Source organism: Pseudomonas sp. CH61 (genome assembly GCF_059429415.1).
This window is the reverse complement of sequence record NZ_CM182098.1, coordinates 5,267,461-5,283,193: the sequence shown is the minus strand read 5'-3', so window position 1 is coordinate 5,283,193 and position 15,733 is coordinate 5,267,461. Positions and strand designations below refer to the sequence as shown.

The 15,733-nt window shown below is 57.6% G+C and carries 16 protein-coding genes; 10 read left to right on the top strand and 6 right to left on the bottom strand.

The features are described 5' to 3' along the window. Positions 1–32 precede the first annotated feature (32 nt). From epd to fba, 5 genes are all read left to right on the top strand, one after another. Positions 33–1,085, top strand: a complete 1,053-nt coding sequence (gene epd, locus AC5SEM_RS23770; protein ID WP_368967873.1) for an erythrose-4-phosphate dehydrogenase — start codon at positions 33–35, stop codon at positions 1,083–1,085. Positions 1,086–1,097: 12 nt separating this feature from the next. Beyond that, positions 1,098–2,261: a phosphoglycerate kinase gene (locus AC5SEM_RS23765; protein ID WP_007913753.1), complete on the top strand. Its 1,164-nt coding sequence runs from the start codon at positions 1,098–1,100 to the stop codon at positions 2,259–2,261. A gap of 34 nt (positions 2,262–2,295) precedes the next feature. Further along, positions 2,296–2,517 (top strand): hypothetical protein, encoded by a 222-nt coding sequence (locus AC5SEM_RS23760; RefSeq protein WP_495471401.1) that lies wholly within the window; start codon positions 2,296–2,298, stop codon positions 2,515–2,517. Positions 2,518–2,574: 57 nt separating this feature from the next. Continuing rightward, positions 2,575–2,907 (top strand): MliC family protein, encoded by a 333-nt coding sequence (locus tag AC5SEM_RS23755; protein ID WP_016987235.1) that lies wholly within the window; start codon positions 2,575–2,577, stop codon positions 2,905–2,907. Between the two features lie 252 nt (positions 2,908–3,159). Then, complete coding sequence (gene fba / locus AC5SEM_RS23750; protein WP_008081027.1) at positions 3,160–4,224, top strand: class II fructose-bisphosphate aldolase; 1,065 nt, start codon at positions 3,160–3,162, stop codon at positions 4,222–4,224. A 101-nt stretch (positions 4,225–4,325) separates the two neighbouring features. Here the strand turns inward: fba and AC5SEM_RS23745 are convergent, their stop codons facing one another. Together AC5SEM_RS23745 and AC5SEM_RS23740 are read right to left on the bottom strand one after the other, a co-directional pair. Continuing rightward, complete coding sequence (locus tag AC5SEM_RS23745; protein WP_495471400.1) at positions 4,326–4,598, bottom strand: hypothetical protein; 273 nt, start codon at positions 4,596–4,598, stop codon at positions 4,326–4,328. Positions 4,599–4,879: 281 nt separating this feature from the next. Then, entirely contained in the window at positions 4,880–5,242 is a 363-nt protein-coding gene (locus tag AC5SEM_RS23740; RefSeq protein ID WP_495471399.1) for a DUF6124 family protein, read from the bottom strand. Between the two features lie 550 nt (positions 5,243–5,792). Here AC5SEM_RS23740 and AC5SEM_RS23735 point away from each other — a divergent pair. Then, positions 5,793–6,194 (top strand): hypothetical protein, encoded by a 402-nt coding sequence (locus tag AC5SEM_RS23735; RefSeq protein ID WP_495471398.1) that lies wholly within the window; start codon positions 5,793–5,795, stop codon positions 6,192–6,194. A gap of 101 nt (positions 6,195–6,295) precedes the next feature. Here the strand turns inward: AC5SEM_RS23735 and AC5SEM_RS23730 are convergent, their stop codons facing one another. After that, positions 6,296–6,964, bottom strand: coding sequence for a polysaccharide lyase family 7 protein (locus AC5SEM_RS23730; RefSeq protein WP_034153613.1), 669 nt, complete (start codon positions 6,962–6,964; stop codon positions 6,296–6,298). 321 nt (positions 6,965–7,285) lie between these two features. Between AC5SEM_RS23730 and AC5SEM_RS23725 the strand changes: the two genes are divergently transcribed. Genes AC5SEM_RS23725 through AC5SEM_RS23715 form a run of 3 tightly spaced genes read left to right on the top strand, consistent with a single transcriptional unit; the run spans position 7,286 to position 10,269 of the window. Further along, positions 7,286–9,409, top strand: coding sequence for a putative bifunctional diguanylate cyclase/phosphodiesterase (locus AC5SEM_RS23725; protein WP_077574848.1), 2,124 nt, complete (start codon positions 7,286–7,288; stop codon positions 9,407–9,409). A 44-nt stretch (positions 9,410–9,453) separates the two neighbouring features. After that, the gene (locus AC5SEM_RS23720; RefSeq protein WP_034153713.1) at positions 9,454–9,948 is read left to right on the top strand and encodes a M48 metallopeptidase family protein; all 495 of its coding nucleotides are present in this window, start codon (positions 9,454–9,456) and stop codon (positions 9,946–9,948) included. Positions 9,949–9,972: 24 nt separating this feature from the next. Continuing rightward, positions 9,973–10,269: a winged helix-turn-helix domain-containing protein gene (locus AC5SEM_RS23715; RefSeq protein WP_007913779.1), complete on the top strand. Its 297-nt coding sequence runs from the start codon at positions 9,973–9,975 to the stop codon at positions 10,267–10,269. 184 nt (positions 10,270–10,453) lie between these two features. Here the strand turns inward: AC5SEM_RS23715 and AC5SEM_RS23710 are convergent, their stop codons facing one another. Further along, the gene (locus AC5SEM_RS23710) at positions 10,454–10,906 is read right to left on the bottom strand and encodes a GNAT family N-acetyltransferase (RefSeq protein WP_034153611.1); all 453 of its coding nucleotides are present in this window, start codon (positions 10,904–10,906) and stop codon (positions 10,454–10,456) included. 255 nt (positions 10,907–11,161) lie between these two features. Here AC5SEM_RS23710 and AC5SEM_RS23705 point away from each other — a divergent pair, with 255 nt between their 5' ends. Further along, complete coding sequence (locus tag AC5SEM_RS23705) at positions 11,162–11,899, top strand: substrate-binding periplasmic protein (RefSeq protein ID WP_077574847.1); 738 nt, start codon at positions 11,162–11,164, stop codon at positions 11,897–11,899. Positions 11,900–12,013: 114 nt separating this feature from the next. On the opposite strand, the gene yccS is transcribed toward AC5SEM_RS23705, so the two are convergent. Continuing rightward, positions 12,014–14,206, bottom strand: coding sequence for a YccS family putative transporter (gene yccS, locus AC5SEM_RS23700; RefSeq protein ID WP_122604380.1), 2,193 nt, complete (start codon positions 14,204–14,206; stop codon positions 12,014–12,016). A 230-nt stretch (positions 14,207–14,436) separates the two neighbouring features. Continuing rightward, positions 14,437–15,615, bottom strand: a complete 1,179-nt coding sequence (locus tag AC5SEM_RS23695) for a BaiN/RdsA family NAD(P)/FAD-dependent oxidoreductase (protein ID WP_495471397.1) — start codon at positions 15,613–15,615, stop codon at positions 14,437–14,439. Between the last annotated feature and the right edge of the window lie 118 nt (positions 15,616–15,733).

Genomic DNA, 15,733 nt, shown 5'->3' with positions numbered 1-15,733 from the left:
CTACCCGATTCACCACGGTAATCGAGAACCCCATGCCTCAACCGCGTCCCTTCAAAGTTGCACTCAACGGCTACGGCCGGATTGGTCGTTGCGTCTTGCGTGCGTTGTTTGAGCGAGGCGAAGAAGCCGGGTTTGAAATTGTCGCGATCAACGATCTGGCGGACATGGCCAGCATCGAATACCTGACACGCTTTGACTCCACCCACGGCCGTTTTCCGGGCGAAGTGCGAGTAGACGGCGATTGTCTGCATATTAATGGCGACTGCGTGAAGGTCCTGCGCAGTGCCACCCCCGAAGGCATCGATTGGGCGTCGCTGGGCGTCGATCTGGTGCTCGAATGCTCAGGTGCCTATAACACCCGTGCCGACGGCCAGCGCTTTCTCGACGCTGGCGCGCCACGCGTGTTGTTCTCGCAGCCGATGGCCAGCGAGGCAGATGTCGACGCCACCATCGTCTATGGCGTCAATCAGGATTGCCTGACCGGCGACGAACTGCTGGTGTCCAACGCCTCCTGCACCACCAACTGCGGCGTGCCGCTGTTGCGTCTGCTCGACAAGGCCATCGGCCTCGATTACGTGTCGATCACCACTATTCACTCGGCGATGAACGATCAGCCGGTGATCGACGCCTATCACCACGAAGACTTGCGCCGCACCCGTTCGGCGTTCCAGTCGGTGATCCCGGTGTCCACTGGTCTGGCGCGTGGCATCGAGCGCCTGCTGCCGGAACTTGCCGGGCGAATTCAGGCCAAAGCCGTACGCGTGCCGACGGTCAACGTGTCCTGCCTCGACATCACGATGCAGACCGCCACCGCGACTGACGCCAATGAGGTCAACCGGATCCTGCGCGAGGCCGCCACCCATGGCCCGCTCAAAGGCTTGCTGGCTTACACCGAGTTGCCGCACGCCAGCTGTGATTTCAACCATGACCCACATTCGGCCATCGTCGATGCCAGTCAGACCCGTGTTTCCGGCCCGAAGCTGGTGAACATCCTGGCCTGGTTCGACAACGAATGGGGTTTTGCCAACCGAATGCTGGACGTTGCAGAACACTATCTGCAAACAGCAACTTCAAAAAAACCGTAGGAAGTGCGACCCATGACCGTGTTGAAGATGTCCGACCTCGATCTGCAAGGTAAGCGCGTATTGATCCGCGAAGACCTCAACGTCCCAGTCAAGGACGGTGTTGTCACCAGCGATGCGCGTATCCTGGCTTCGCTGCCGACCATCAAGCTGGCCCTGGAAAAAGGCGCGGCGGTGATGGTCTGCTCGCACCTTGGCCGTCCGACCGAAGGCGAGTTCTCCGCCGAGAACAGCCTCAAGCCTGTCGCTGACTACCTGAGCAAAGCGCTGGGCCGCGAAGTGCCGCTGGTGGCTGATTACCTGGGCGGCGTTGACGTCAAGGCCGGCGACATCGTGCTGTTCGAAAACGTGCGCTTCAACAAAGGCGAGAAAAAGAACGCTGACGAACTGGCCCAGCAATACGCCGCCCTGTGCGACGTGTTTGTGATGGACGCTTTCGGCACCGCTCACCGCGCTGAAGGTTCGACCCACGGCGTGGCCAAGTTCGCCAAAGTCGCCGCTGCTGGCCCGCTGCTGGCCGCTGAACTGGACGCACTGGGCAAAGCCCTCGGTGCTCCGGCACAACCAATGGCGGCTATCGTTGCCGGCTCCAAGGTGTCGACCAAACTCGACGTGCTGAACAGCCTGAGCCAGATCTGCGATCAACTGATCGTCGGCGGCGGCATCGCCAACACTTTCCTCGCGGCCGCCGGTCACCCGGTTGGCAAGTCGCTGTACGAACCGGACCTGCTCGACACCGCACGCGCCATCGCTGCCAAAGTCAGTGTGCCGCTGCCGGTTGACGTAGTGGTTGCCAAAGAATTCGCTGAAACCGCCGAAGCCACCGTCAAGCTGATCGCTGACGTCGCGGCGGACGACATGATTCTGGACATCGGCCCGCAAACCGCAGCCAACTTCGCGGAACTGCTGAAATCCTCGAAAACCATTCTGTGGAACGGCCCGGTCGGCGTGTTCGAATTCGACCAGTTCGGTAACGGCACCAAAGTACTGGCCCAGGCCATTGCTGAAAGCTCGGCGTTCTCCATCGCTGGCGGTGGCGACACTCTGGCTGCGATCGATAAATATGGCGTGGCTGAGCAAATCTCCTACATTTCCACCGGTGGTGGCGCGTTCCTCGAATTCGTCGAGGGCAAAGTGCTGCCAGCCGTTGAAGTCCTGGAAAGCCGGGCCAAGGCCTGAGGCCGCCCGTTTGGCCAGGCAAAGGAGTGTTTACATGGTCAGGTCGTTAGCGCTGTTGTTGCTGACCGGTACGCTGGCGGCCTGCGGGAGTAACCCGAAGGCCGAAGCCACGCCGGCGCCGAGCGAGTCGCAGAAGGGCTGTTATCAGGCCGACTGGCAGGCCGAAACCAACCCGGTGCTGAACAAGCGCTCGGGGCCGGACGGTCTGGACAAATACGAGACGCAAACCCCTGCCAAGGAACATGGTTGTCCTTGACGGGTCTGACTCTTTAACTCAGGGCTGGCGGCGTGTGCCGTCAGTCGAGGAACACGGATGAAAGGCTTGATCGCCATTGCGGCGTTGGCATTGTTGGGCGGTTGCGCGCAGTTGAACCTGTTTCAGTCGTCTGCCCCCGCGGACAACTGGACCACCTGGACCTGCGACAGCCAGGCCAAAGTGCTGTGGCGTTACGCCGATGCCGGCCAGAAGGAAGTCGACGTACGACTGGGTGGCGGTGATCAGGTCTATCGCCTGAAAGAAGAGCCGGGCGCTTCAGGCACGCTTTACAGCGACGGCATGCTGGCGTTTCACGTCAAGGGTGAAGAAGGCCTGGTGTACTGGGTTGCCACCAATGACCTGATTGGCCGCGGCTGCAAGGCGCAGTAATTGAAACACCACAGGCCCAATGTAGGAGTGAGCCTGCTCGCGATAGCGGTATGACAGTCACTGCAATATTGACTGCAAGATGGCTATCGCGAGCAGGCTCACTCCTACAGGGGTTCTGCGCAGTAATTAAGAATTGGCTTTATCGAATCACCAGACCGGGCCTCACCCCCCGATCTGCAATCACTTGAATAGCCGCCGCCGCTCCGGCAGGCTGGCACGATTAACGACCCTCAACCGGGAGAGATACACACAATGGCACTTATCAGCATGCGCCAGATGTTGGACCACGCAGCCGAATTCGGCTACGGCGTACCAGCCTTCAACGTCAACAACCTTGAGCAGATGCGCGCCATCATGGAAGCCGCTGACAAGACTGACTCCCCGGTGATCGTTCAGGCTTCGGCCGGCGCCCGTAAATACGCCGGCGCGCCTTTCCTGCGTCACCTGATCCTCGCCGCGATCGAAGAATTCCCGCACATCCCGGTGTGCATGCACCAGGACCACGGCACCAGCCCTGACGTCTGCCAGCGCTCGATTCAACTGGGCTTCAGCTCGGTGATGATGGACGGCTCGCTGGGCGAAGACGGCAAGACCCCGACCGACTACGACTACAACGTCCGTGTTACCCAACAAACCGTGGCCATGGCTCACGCCTGCGGCGTTTCGGTAGAAGGCGAGCTGGGCTGCCTGGGTTCGCTGGAAACCGGCATGGCCGGTGAAGAAGACGGCATCGGCGCCGAAGGCGTTCTGGATCACAGCCAAATGCTGACCGACCCGGAAGAAGCCGCTGACTTCGTCAAACGCACCCAAGTCGATGCCCTGGCCATCGCCATCGGCACCAGCCACGGCGCCTACAAGTTCACCAAGCCACCTACCGGTGACGTGCTGGCGATCGACCGCATCAAGGAAATCCACAAACGCATCCCGAACACCCACCTGGTGATGCACGGTTCGTCCTCGGTGCCACAAGAGTGGCTGGCGATCATCAACCAGTACGGCGGCGACATCAAAGAAACCTACGGCGTACCGGTTGAAGAAATCGTCGAAGGCATCAAGCACGGCGTGCGCAAGGTCAACATCGACACCGACCTGCGCCTGGCATCCACCGGTGCGATGCGTCGCCTGATGGCCACCAACCCGAGCGAATTCGACCCGCGTAAATTCTTCGGCGCGACTGTGACGGCGATGCGTGATGTGTGTATCGCTCGTTATGAAGCGTTTGGTACTGCCGGTAATGCTTCGAAGATCAAACCGATCTCGCTGGAAGCGATGTACCAGCGTTATCTGAAGGGTGAGTTGAACGCTAAGGTTAACTAAGCCTGAGCGTTAGACTGCTTTAAAAGAAACCCGCCGTGAGGCGGGTTTTTTGTGGATGACTCGTTCGCTAAAGCAGAGGGCATAAGTTTGCGGGGTTTAAATTATGCAACATTATACGCATATACCGCTGACCATCTTGTATTGTCAGCGACACCATTTACCAAGGCTGTTGCAACAACTTTTTGTAATCCTCTATCCGGGAAGCTAATTGTAAAGCCAAAATTTCCGTCTCCGTAAGACTCTCCTGATCCCAGCTGAGTCGCGCCGTTTGGAGATAGCGTGACGTAAATCCTGCTGTTAGGAACGGATTTTCCGGTAATAAAAAAGCCATTTACGTCTTTTCGGATGGATGTGATAGTTGTTTCATTAGCCATGTTTATTACTCCTTGTAATATGAGTCGAGTCTTACCTGATTTCTAAATAAGACACGCACGTTCAGCCAATTGTTTTTGCTGTGATAGCTCTTGGCTTGAAGAATGTTAGGCGGTTGTTTTGTAAATTGAACCTGTAATAACTGACAGGTTTTAATATTTATTGGCGATAAACTTATCCTGGTATATAACTTTTGGTAGGTTTAGGGGGCGTAAAAAGGGTATATATTTTTAGATCGTTCTTATAAAAACCCGCCAAGAGGCGGGTTTTTTCCGGAGTAGAACTACTCCTTCAATTCGACATGATCCAGTGCCTGATTCACTGCCAGTTCACCGAGCATGACGACCTGCGCGATCCCCAGCGCGGTCTTGCGGTGTGAGGTGTTCAGCATGGCGGCGAAGTTGTTGAGCATTTCACTGGCTGAACCCAGGGTTTCGCTGGCGTTGGCCAGCAGGGATTCGGTGTTGTACTTCGGGTTGGCGAGGTACATGGGCTCGGGTTTATGCGTGCTGGCCATGATGAAGGCGGACGGTTTGAGGTAATGGTCGAGGGCGCGCTCGGCGGCGTCGTTGAGTTTTTTGGAATCAAGAGATTCGTAGGGCGATGCGGGGTCTGTTTCTGGCGGGTGCGGCGTTGATCTGATCATATTTCGTCTCCGGTAAATGGAGCCGACACCGGATCGCTACTAAACGAAGGGGTGGCAGCTGAACGCAGGTTAGTAGACCGGGGAGACGCGACCGGCGCACCCGAAGGCGCCCTGCGAACAGCTACCATCAAGCGCGGGTTATGCCCGACTGAATGGTGCCAATGCGCATCGCGTAACCACGGGCTACTAAACCCGATCACTGGAAATCAGTGACGCGAATCAAGTTACCGATGGCCCGCCAGGCGCACAAGCCGGCGGATTCTGGCGTAGTGGTAGGCAACGGCGCAAGCTGTTGTAGGCATCCGGAAGTGACGGCCGAGAAAACTAAACGCGTCGTTTAAATAAAGCGTCGCCTGGGTGTAATCCAAATTCGAGAGCGTTCAACCAAGTATCCAGTTTTTGGCTGGATAACTGATCAGGTTTGTTGATTAAACTTCTAAAAAGACACTGGCTATATTTTTTATGTATAAAAACCTGTCAGATCTTACAGGTGTGGAAAGTTTATTGGCGATCTATCGTGGGCGCTCAGTTATCTTTCAGGATGGAAAAAATGCAAAAGGACAAAAGAGTTACCAGTGTTGGTGTTGGCGACGTTCAAATGTTTCTGGCGATTCCCGGGGGGGAAAGCTTTACCGTCTCAATTCGTGGTAGAGAGTTTTTGGAACACAGTGGAGAATATTTTAATTTCAAATTTTTTCAGTATCTAGGCAGGAATGAGTTCTATATTGGTTCCACCTTCCGCAAAAACCTTCCGCTTGACGAACCGCACAATTTGGGTGCCCCCGGCACAGCTGCCCACGTGCAGCTGGAGTTGGACGGGATTGATAATTCTAGGAGCGCCAAGGGCTTTGTTTGTTTGGAGCGAGGCGGAGATTATCCGAAGGGTGTGATCTATTGTGCTGAAGAAAAAGCATTTTCTTTGATTGCGATGTTTGATTTTAAAAGTAGTTAATTTCTTCTTTGCTGCGATATCAATGTCATGCGGCAGACTTGAGAAAGTCTGCCGATTTTGATTTTAAGTCATCGATAATTGATGCTCAGGTCAGTGCCCTGTTATTTATCATGATCAATATCCAGCTTGCTGAAGGTCACTTGCCCGCCCTCACTCGTATACCCGGTGTTGTCCTGCACATAAACCCCAGCCTTGAAATACAGCGGCTTGTTGCGCCACGTCGCGCTGATCTGTGAATCCCACTGATAACCCGCTGCACTCACACCCAACGCACCGCCGGGGCTGAGGTGGATAAGGTAGTTGAATTCGCGATCCAGTTTGATCCCGGTCGCCAGGGTGATGACACGGCTTTCGTCGTCATCCGGATGCATGCGCACCTTGATCACCAGGTTGCCGGTTTCGGTTTTTGTCTTGTACTGATACTCAAGTTTGACCATCGGCTTCTGGCTTTCATATGCATGAATCTGGCCAATGACGATCTTGCCGGAACTCGGCACTTTGTTAACCGTAAGGGTCGCCCGCAGCAGGTTGTCGGCATCCGGGTAATACCAGTTGCGCAGCGTGCCGTTGCTGTAGGTCTCGCGCAGTTCAGTGCGGGGATAAATGGCGTTTTCGGTTTTTGACCCGGTAACCGGTGACCAGAAGAACAAGGTGCCGGTGTCGGAATGGAAGTACTGATCTTTGAAGCCGTTCACCAGTTTGGAGGTTTCGACGGTGTATGGCGGGCTGCCAACGGGAACGCTGAGGTTCCAGGTTGCGAGATCGATCATGTCGGTTCTTCCACTCAAGTTTCACTGCACGCACGTGCCAGAAGCTCTAGCCCGCACGTTTTGGGGCGGCCTTTATAAGCGTAGAGGGATTTTTTGTTAATGCCCGTTTGGCAGATGATTGACGTCAACATCCTGTCGAAATGCCATCTCTGCCGGTTTCCGGGGGCTTCAGCGGTGACCGTTAGTCGGCAAACTCACGCTTTGGTTAAATGATGGCCTGATGACAGCTTCTGCTTTCTTGGATCCAGTACTAGAGTGAAGGCTCAGTATGTGTGCGGTTTTTACCGGAAGCCGACCAAAAGTCCCGACAAGAGAAGCAGCATGGAATGCGCGCAACCCCCGCCAGGTGAAGGCAGCTCTGTCCTTTTGATCGTTGATGATTACCCTGAAAATCTGATCAGCATGCGCGCATTGCTGCAGCGTCAGGATTGGCACGTCCTCACCGCAGCCTCCGGCTTCGAAGCGCTCAATATTCTGCTCTCCCACGACGTCGATCTGGTGCTGCTGGACGTGCAGATGCCGGGCATGGACGGCTTTGAAGTGGCGCGATTGATGCGTGGTAGCCAGCGCACGCGCCTGACGCCGATCATCTTTCTGACCGCCAACGAACAATCCCAGGACGCCGTGATCAAGGGCTACGCGAGTGGCGCGGTGGATTACCTGTTTAAGCCGTTCGACCCGCAGATCCTCAAGCCCAAGGTGCAGGCGTTGCTGGAACACCAGCGCAATCGCCGCGCCTTGCAGCGCCTGAGCCATGACCTGGAAGTGGCGCGCGCCTTCAATGCCTCGGTGCTGGATAACGCCGCCGAAGGCATTCTGGTGGTGGGTGAGGACGGTTTGATACGTTTTGCCAATCCGGCGATTTCGCGGTTGCTGAATGCGCCGGTGAAGGAGCTCGAAGGTAAGGAGTTTCTCGATTTTCTACAGAAGCCGCACATTCCGCTGTGGGCCGATTCCGAGTTTTATGCCAGCTATAAACGTGGCGAGACGTTAAGGCTGCACGACGCCTTGCTGCGCACCGCGCCCGGCCAGCAGGTGCCGGTGGCGCTGTCCTGTGCGGCGTTGCCTGCCGAGCAACACGCGATGGTGGTGACTGTGCTGGACATGTCGGTGGTTCGACACTTGCACCAGCAACTGGAATTTCAAGCGGTGACCGATCCACTGACCGGGTTGCTTAACCGGCGCGGCTTTTACCAGACTGTTGAAAACCTGCTGTTGCGTGGTGAGCGCAGCGACAGCAGTTGGGTGTTGCTGTATCTGGATCTTGATGGCTTCAAACGGGTCAACGATTCACTCGGTCACGATGCCGGCGATCGTGTACTGCGCTGGGTCTCCGAGCAGTTAAAAGCCTGCCTGCGACCGTTCGATATTCTCGCGCGCATGGGCGGTGATGAATTTACCGCGCTGCTCGATCTGGAATTCCCCGAGCAAGCGGCGAAGATTGCCGAAAAGCTCATTGAGCGGGTGTCGATCTGTCAGCAGATCGAAGGGTTGGACATCGCGCTGGGTGCCAGCATCGGCATCGCCACTTACCCGGACTGCGGCTCTAACCTTGACGGATTGCTGCGTGCCTCCGATATCGCGATGTACGAGGCCAAACGCGCCGGACGTCAGCAATATCGCTTTTATGATCATGAAATGAATGGCCGGGCGCGCTCGCGGTTGATGCTCGAAGAGAGTGTGCGTGCCGCCATCGAGAATCGCGATTTCAACTTGGTATATCAGCCGCAAGTGGCCATCGACACTGGCCAGATTCGTGGTTTTGAGGCTTTGCTGCGCTGGCAACATCCAAGTGTCGGTGATGTTCCGCCGGGATTGTTCCTGCCGCTGCTGGAAGAGGCGCGGCTGATCAGCCGCCTCGGCAGCTGGATTTATCATCGCGGCGCCGGTCAGCGCAAAGCCTGGGAAACTTTGTTTGCCGAAGATCTGGTGCTCGGCGTGAGTTTGAGCAACACCCAGTTCAGCCTGCCGAATCTGGTCACCGAGTTGCGTCAGGTGATGGAGCGACATTCCTTGCAACCCCGGCAGCTGGAGGTCGAGGTCACCGAAGAAGCGCTGATGCAAAACCCCGATGAAACCCGCAAGCAGTTACGTTTGCTGCGCAATCTCGGCGTGCGCGTGGCACTGGATGATTTTGGCTCGGGGCCGTGTTCGCTGGCGCATCTGCGCGATCTGGAACTCGATACGCTCAAGCTTGATCGCCATCTCATTGCGCGATTGCCGGACTCGAAACGCGACGCCTCACTGGTCAGCACGGTGATCAGTCTGTGCAAGCAATACGGTTTACTGGTGATTGCCGAAGGTGTGGAAACCATCGAGCAATATCAGTGGCTGCAAGCCCACGGCTGCGAGTACGTGCAGGGCTTCCTTGTCGCGCGTCCATTGATCGCCGAGGACGCTGCGAGCTTCGCCGAACCGTTTGACTGGAGCGCGCTGCCCGGTTGAATTCGCTACACTGGCGCACCTTTTTCGAACCGTGTCGCTCGTCCATGACTGTGTTGAAGTACCTCCAGGCCTATCCCGCGCAATTGCAGGATCAGGTGCGCCAACTGATCGCCGAAGGGCGTCTGGGTGAATACCTGAATCAACGCTATTCGGGGCGCCACGACGTACAGAGCGACAAGGCCTTGTACAGCTACGCGCTGGACTTGAAGCAGGAATACCTGCGCAACGCGCCGGCCATCGACAAGGTGCTGTTCGACAACCGCCTCGACCTGACCCACCGCGCCCTCGGTCTGCACACCACGGTGTCACGGGTGCAGGGCGGCAAGCTCAAGGCCAAGAAAGAGATTCGTATCGCCTCGTTGTTCAAAGACGCCGCGCCGGACTTTCTGAAAATGATCGTGGTGCATGAACTGGCGCACTTCAAGGAATCGGATCACAACAAGGCGTTCTATAAATTGTGCGAGCACATGCTGCCGGGGTATCACCAGGTCGAGTTTGATCTGCGCGTGTACCTGACGTGGCGGGATATGCAGGCTTAACAGTACGCAACCAGGAAGGTGGGGATGGACGTCAGCAAGACCAAAAGCAGTTTCTACCGCCGCTTGTATGTGGCGTACCTGATCGACAGCGGTCTGGCGCCGAGTGTGCCGACGCTGACCGAAGTGACCGGCATGCCCCGGCGCACGGCGCAGGACACGATTGCGGCGTTGGCGGATCTGGATATCGTTTGTGAATTCGAGCAGGAAGAGGGCGCGCGCAACCATGCGGGGCGCTATCGGATTCGCGAGTGGGGGGCGATTGATCGCGGGTGGATCGAGCGTAATTTGCGGCAGATCAAGGCTGTGCTTGAGTATCCCTAAATGCCCTCACCCCAGCCCTCTCCCGGAGGGAGAGGGGGCCGACCGCGAGATGCTCGTAAGTTACGCCGACCTGAAAGTGCTGCTGTGAATCCATAATCGACGCGGTTTTTCAGGTCGATGTCTGACGCAAGACGATAAGGTCAGTCCCCTCTCCCTCTGGGAGAGGGCTAGGGTGAGGGGCTTTTCAGGCACGACGCATCCCGATATGTGGAATGTCATCCTCCAGATACTCCTCCCCCGCCACAACAAACCCGTACCGACCGTAGTACCCCTGCAAATGCGCCTGCGCTGACAGATAGATCGGCACTTGTGGCCAATGCTTCTCCGCCTGTTTCAACGCCTGCTCCATCATTTCGTGCCCCAGCCCTTTGCCGCGCCCTTGTGGTGCGGTAATCACGCGGCCGATCACCACGTCGCCGCCCTGGGATTCCGGATCCAGCAGGCGCAGGTACGCCATCAACTGGTCATCTTCCCAACCCATCAGGTGATAGGTATCGCCCTCCAGATCCTGACCGTCGAGGTCCGGATAGGCGCATTTCTGTTCAACCACGAACACGTCCGAGCGCAGCTTCAACAGCGCGTACAGCTGTTCCTTGCCCAGATCACTGTGATGTTTGCAGACCCATTCGATTGTCATTTGCCGATTCCTTGAACGTGTCGCCCGATACTAAGCGCCTGCGATAAAGATGTCTGTATGGCGTAAGAGTCTGTGACAAAGGTCAAAATGCCATCATTCCTTTCTCGCAGCCCCGGCGACTTTGTGTAATCTGCAGGAGAGCCCTGTGCACTGGCTGCAATGAGCTAATGTTAGGGCCTGGGTTTTGCCGGTAAGGGGCCTTGGGGTTTTGACTGAAAACATGCTGGGCAACTCGCCCGCTAAGGATTTTCAAGCATGCCGCGTTTGCATCGAGCCTTTGCTTTGACCGGATTGCTCTTGCTGGCCCAGACCGCTGCAGCGGACAAGCTGCGGCTGGTGTTTGATATCTGGCCACCCTTTACCGACGACACGCTGGTCAACGGCGGACTGGCCACCGACATCGTCACAACTGCGCTGGCCCGGGCCGGTTATGCCAGCGGCTACGAGCAGGTGCCTTGGGCGCGGGCGCTGCTTGGCGTTGGCGAGGGCCGCTACGATGTATTGGTCAACGCTTGGTACAACGACGAACGGACCAAGCTCGGCCAGTTTTCCGGGGAATACCTGCTCAATCGCATCCGCTTTCTCAAGCGCAAAGACACGCCACTCGAGTATTCAAATCTGCAGCAACTGCACACCTATCCGATCGCTGTGGTGCGCGGCTACGCCTATTCGGCGCCGTTCGATGCCGACACGGCGTTGCAGAAAGTCCCTGTGCATAACTTTGCCATGGCCGTACGCATGCTCGCGGCGGATCGGGTCAAATTGACGCTGGAGGATGAGTATGTGGCGAAGTATTACCTTGCGCGGGAATCCGCCAAGGTGCGCAATTCGGTGGAGTTTTTACCCAAGCCGTTGAGTGAGAACAGCCTGCACATTCTGGTGAGCCTGAAGAATCCGCAGCATGAGCAGATTGTTGCGGGGTTTGATAAGGCGATTGCGGCGATGAAGGCGGATGGGAGTTATGACAAGTTGTTGAGGCAGCATGGGATGTGAGTTTCTGATCACAGAGTTGTGTTGTTGCTGATGGCCTCTTCGCGAGCAGGCTCGCTCCCACAATTTGGAATGCGGTGCCCCTGTGGGAGCGAGCCTGCTCGCGAAGGCATCCTGTCAGCCAGCACTAACCTCACTGGTGTCCTTGATAAGATGCGCCGCTAGCGTCCGCAATGGCCCCAACTGCCGACAGATCAACGCCAACTGCGTCTGCACCAACCGCTGCCCCTCATCAATCTCATCCGGCATTTGCTCCAGCTCATTGGCCAGCGCTTCTTCTTCATCACTCTGAATCGCCACCGGCTGCTTGTTCGCCAGACCTTGGGCGATTTCATCAATGCTCGTCGCCAGTTTCACCCCGGCGCCATCAATCAAATGCTCACGCACATCCGCCGGCAACTGCGTCTCGCGATGCGCGCCGAGCCCTGACAGATAACTCAACAAGGTGTGCGACAACACCAGAAAGCGGAAGCCGACATCCGCTTCCTTCCGGAAATGCCCTGGCTCCATGAGCATGTTCGCCAGCGTTGTCGACAGCGCCGCATCGGCGTTGTGCGCGTTGCGTCGGGCCAGACGATAGGCGAGGTCGTCGCTCTTGCCGGCGGCGTATTGCTGCATGATCTGGCGCAGGTAGATGCTGTTGCAGGTCAGGGTGTTGGCCAGCACTTTGTTCAGCCGTCGACCCTGCCAGTCCGGCAGGAACAGGAACACCGTCAGGCCAGCAATCAGGCTGCCCAACAGCGTATCGAACAGGCGTGGCAGGAACAGCCCATAACCGTCACCGACCTGGTTGAAGCAGAACAGCACCATGATGGTGATCGCCGCCGTCGCCAACGTGTAGCGGGTGGTGCGGTTGGTAAAGAACACCACGCCGGCAGCGATGGCGAAACACGACTGCACCAGTGGGCTTGGGAACAGATCGAACAGCGCCCACGCCACGGTCAGGCCGATGGCGGTGCCGAAAATTCGCTGACCGAGTTTGCGCCGCGTCGCGCCGTAGTTCGGCTGGCAGACAAACAGGGTGGTGAGGATGATCCAGTAACCCTGCGACGGGTGAATCAAATGCACCATGCCGTAGCCGATACTCAGCGCCAGTGGCAGGCGCAGGGCATGACGGAACAACAAAGAGGTCGGCGTCAGCTGCGTGCGCAGGCGAATCCACACATCCTTGAGATTGCGCGGTGAACGGTCGAGCAGGCTGCTGTCAGTCGCATCGGCCAAGGCGTCGGGGTTGCTCGCGTCGCTGAGCAAACGATCGAGGGTGCCGAGGTTGGCGGCCAGTGCGCGCAGCGAACGCAGCAATCCGCGCCACGCCGGGTTGCTCTGGATGCGCAGGTGCTCGAGGGAGGCGTCGAGGTCGCTCAGGGCTTCGGCGAAACTCGCGTCGTAAATGAATGGCTGGCGCATCTGGATCGATTCGGCCAGTGCGCGGCAGGCCTTGCCTTGCTGGCGCAACAGGCGTTGGCAGCGGAACAGCACGTCACTGTGGAAGAACGCTTCGGCCAGCGCGTTGTACGGATAGTGCGAGGAACTGGCGCGTTCGTGGATGTCTTGCGCGAGGAAGTACAGCTTCAGATAGCGGCTGACTTTCGAGCCGGGGCGGCCGTTGCCGACGCGGTGCAGGATGATTTCCTTGGCACTGTTCAGCGCCGCCACCACACGGCCGTTCTGCTGGGCCAGTTCCAGCCGCCGCGCTTCGACATCCATCTGCCGGATCGGCTCGAACAGCGACGACTTCAGCTTTAGGTAAAAACCCAATTCACGGAACAACCGCGCCAGACTCTGCTGCACCGGCTGGTTGGAAAACAGCGCCTGCCACAGCACCGAGAGCAAGCCGTACCAGGCGGCGCCGGCGACCAGCAGCATCGGCTCGTGCCAGAAATCGGTGACCGCGCCGCCGCGCTGATCAACGCCGATCATCGTGTACACCGACAGAATCAACGTCGCCGAAGCAATCGCCCCATAACGCTCGCCGAGTGCACCGAGCATGGTCAGGCCGAAACTGGCCAGCGCCAAAGCAATGGCAAACACAATGGGGTAGGGGAAGAGCAATTCCACCGACAGCGCGGCGATGCTGAAACACACCAGCGTCACCGCGAGGGCATTGAGGCGGCCCTGCCAACTGTCGTCGGTCTCGGCCAGGGCGCTGGCGATAATCCCCAGGAACAACGGGATCAGCAGGCCCATTTCATCCTGATACCAACACAGCGCCATGCTGCCGGTCAGGGCGATGAACACCCGCACGCTGTAGCTGAATTTATCCAGCGCCCACAGGCGCCGCAAAGACTGACGAAACGAGGTCGAGGACATGAAGTGCGAAGGCCTTCCGAGGCGATGCCGCTAAATTGAGCCAGTAATGACGCCGACGCAATGGCGCCGATCACATCTGACAGCAAAAAGTGTTCCTTTTACATACACCACAAACCACTGTGGGAGCGAGCCTGCTCGCGAAAGCGGAGTGTCATTCAACACATATGTCGACTGATATACCGCATTCGCGAGCAGGCTCGCTCCCACAGGGTTTTGTATTTGGCTCTGAGTCAGGCGTACTGCGCAGCCGCGTAACCGGAGGCCCAGGCCCACTGGAAGTTGAAGCCGCCCAGGTGGCCGGTGACGTCGAGGACTTCGCCGATAAAGTACAGACCGGGGCTTTTCAGCGATTCCATGGTCTTGGAGGAAACTTCGCGGGTGTCGACGCCGCCGAGGGTCACTTCGGCGGTGCGATAACCCTCAGTCCCCGCCGGCACGACTTTCCAGCTGCCCAGCTTCTCGGCGATTTCCGCCAGTTCCGCGTGGGTGTACTGCTTCATCGGCTTGGACACAAACCAGTTGTCCGCCAGCAAATTGGCCATCTTCTTGGTGAAGATCTCACCGAGCAACGTTTTCAACTCACTGTTCGGGCGCTCGGCCACTTGCTGTTGCAGCCAGCTCGCCGCGTCGTGATCCGGCAGCAGGTTGATCTCCACCGTGTCGCCGGATTCCCAGAACGAAGAAATCTGCAAAATCGCCGGGCCGCTAAGGCCACGGTGAGTGAACAGAATGTTCTCGCGAAAGCTCTGGTCGTTGCAGCTGACCAGACAATCCACTGAGGTCCCGGACAACTCGGTGCAGAGTTCCTTGAGCTGATCGGTGATGGTGAACGGCACCAGCCCGGCGCGAGTCGGCAGCAGCTCGTGGCCGAACTGCTTGGCAACCTGATAACCGAACCCGGTGGCGCCCAACGTCGGGATCGACAGACCGCCGGTAGCGATCACCAGCGACTGGCACTGGACCTGACCGAGGGTGGTGTCGAGCAAGTAACCGCTTTCGACCTTCTCGATGGTCTGGATCGACGTGTCCAGATGCAGCTCGACGCCGGCCTGATCGCACTCGGTGAGGAGCATTTCGAGGATGTCGCTGGATTTGTTATCGCAGAACAACTGGCCGAGTTTTTTCTCGTGGTAGGGCACGGCGTGTTTGCCGACCATGCCGATGAAATCCCACTGGGTGTAACGCGCCAGTGCGGATTTGCAGAAATGCGGATTCTGCGAGAGGAAATTGCTCGGCTCGGTGTACATGTTGGTGAAATTGCAGCGGCCACCGCCCGACATCAGGATTTTCTTGCCGGCCTTGTTCGCGTGGTCGAGCAGCAATACCTGACGGCCGCGCCCGGCGGCGGTCAGTGCACACATCAACCCCGCGGCGCCAGCGCCAATGATCACGACTTCGGTAGAGCGCAAAACGGTGTCCTCACACAATGATCGTTCCCACGCTCTGCGTGGGAATGCCGCCATGGACGCTCTGCGTCCGTTGTTATGTGACGCGGAGCGTCACGGGATGCATTCCCACGCAGAGCGT

Bases quoted from the DNA above. Each gene is read 5' to 3' on its own strand.
- epd (WP_368967873.1), top strand. From the start codon at position 33: ATGCCTCAACCGCGTCCCTTCAAAGTTGCACTCAACGGCTACGGCCGG.
- AC5SEM_RS23765 (WP_007913753.1), top strand. From the start codon at position 1,098: ATGACCGTGTTGAAGATGTCCGACCTCGATCTGCAAGGTAAGCGCGTA.
- AC5SEM_RS23760 (WP_495471401.1), top strand. From the start codon at position 2,296: ATGGTCAGGTCGTTAGCGCTGTTGTTGCTGACCGGTACGCTGGCGGCC.
- AC5SEM_RS23755 (WP_016987235.1), top strand. From the start codon at position 2,575: ATGAAAGGCTTGATCGCCATTGCGGCGTTGGCATTGTTGGGCGGTTGC.
- fba (WP_008081027.1), top strand. From the start codon at position 3,160: ATGGCACTTATCAGCATGCGCCAGATGTTGGACCACGCAGCCGAATTC.
- AC5SEM_RS23745 (WP_495471400.1), bottom strand. From the start codon at position 4,598: ATGGCTAATGAAACAACTATCACATCCATCCGAAAAGACGTAAATGGC.
- AC5SEM_RS23740 (WP_495471399.1), bottom strand. From the start codon at position 5,242: ATGATCAGATCAACGCCGCACCCGCCAGAAACAGACCCCGCATCGCCC.
- AC5SEM_RS23735 (WP_495471398.1), top strand. From the start codon at position 5,793: ATGCAAAAGGACAAAAGAGTTACCAGTGTTGGTGTTGGCGACGTTCAA.
- AC5SEM_RS23730 (WP_034153613.1), bottom strand. From the start codon at position 6,964: ATGATCGATCTCGCAACCTGGAACCTCAGCGTTCCCGTTGGCAGCCCG.
- AC5SEM_RS23725 (WP_077574848.1), top strand. From the start codon at position 7,286: ATGGAATGCGCGCAACCCCCGCCAGGTGAAGGCAGCTCTGTCCTTTTG.
- AC5SEM_RS23720 (WP_034153713.1), top strand. From the start codon at position 9,454: ATGACTGTGTTGAAGTACCTCCAGGCCTATCCCGCGCAATTGCAGGAT.
- AC5SEM_RS23715 (WP_007913779.1), top strand. From the start codon at position 9,973: ATGGACGTCAGCAAGACCAAAAGCAGTTTCTACCGCCGCTTGTATGTG.
- AC5SEM_RS23710 (WP_034153611.1), bottom strand. From the start codon at position 10,906: ATGACAATCGAATGGGTCTGCAAACATCACAGTGATCTGGGCAAGGAA.
- AC5SEM_RS23705 (WP_077574847.1), top strand. From the start codon at position 11,162: ATGCCGCGTTTGCATCGAGCCTTTGCTTTGACCGGATTGCTCTTGCTG.
- yccS (WP_122604380.1), bottom strand. From the start codon at position 14,206: ATGTCCTCGACCTCGTTTCGTCAGTCTTTGCGGCGCCTGTGGGCGCTG.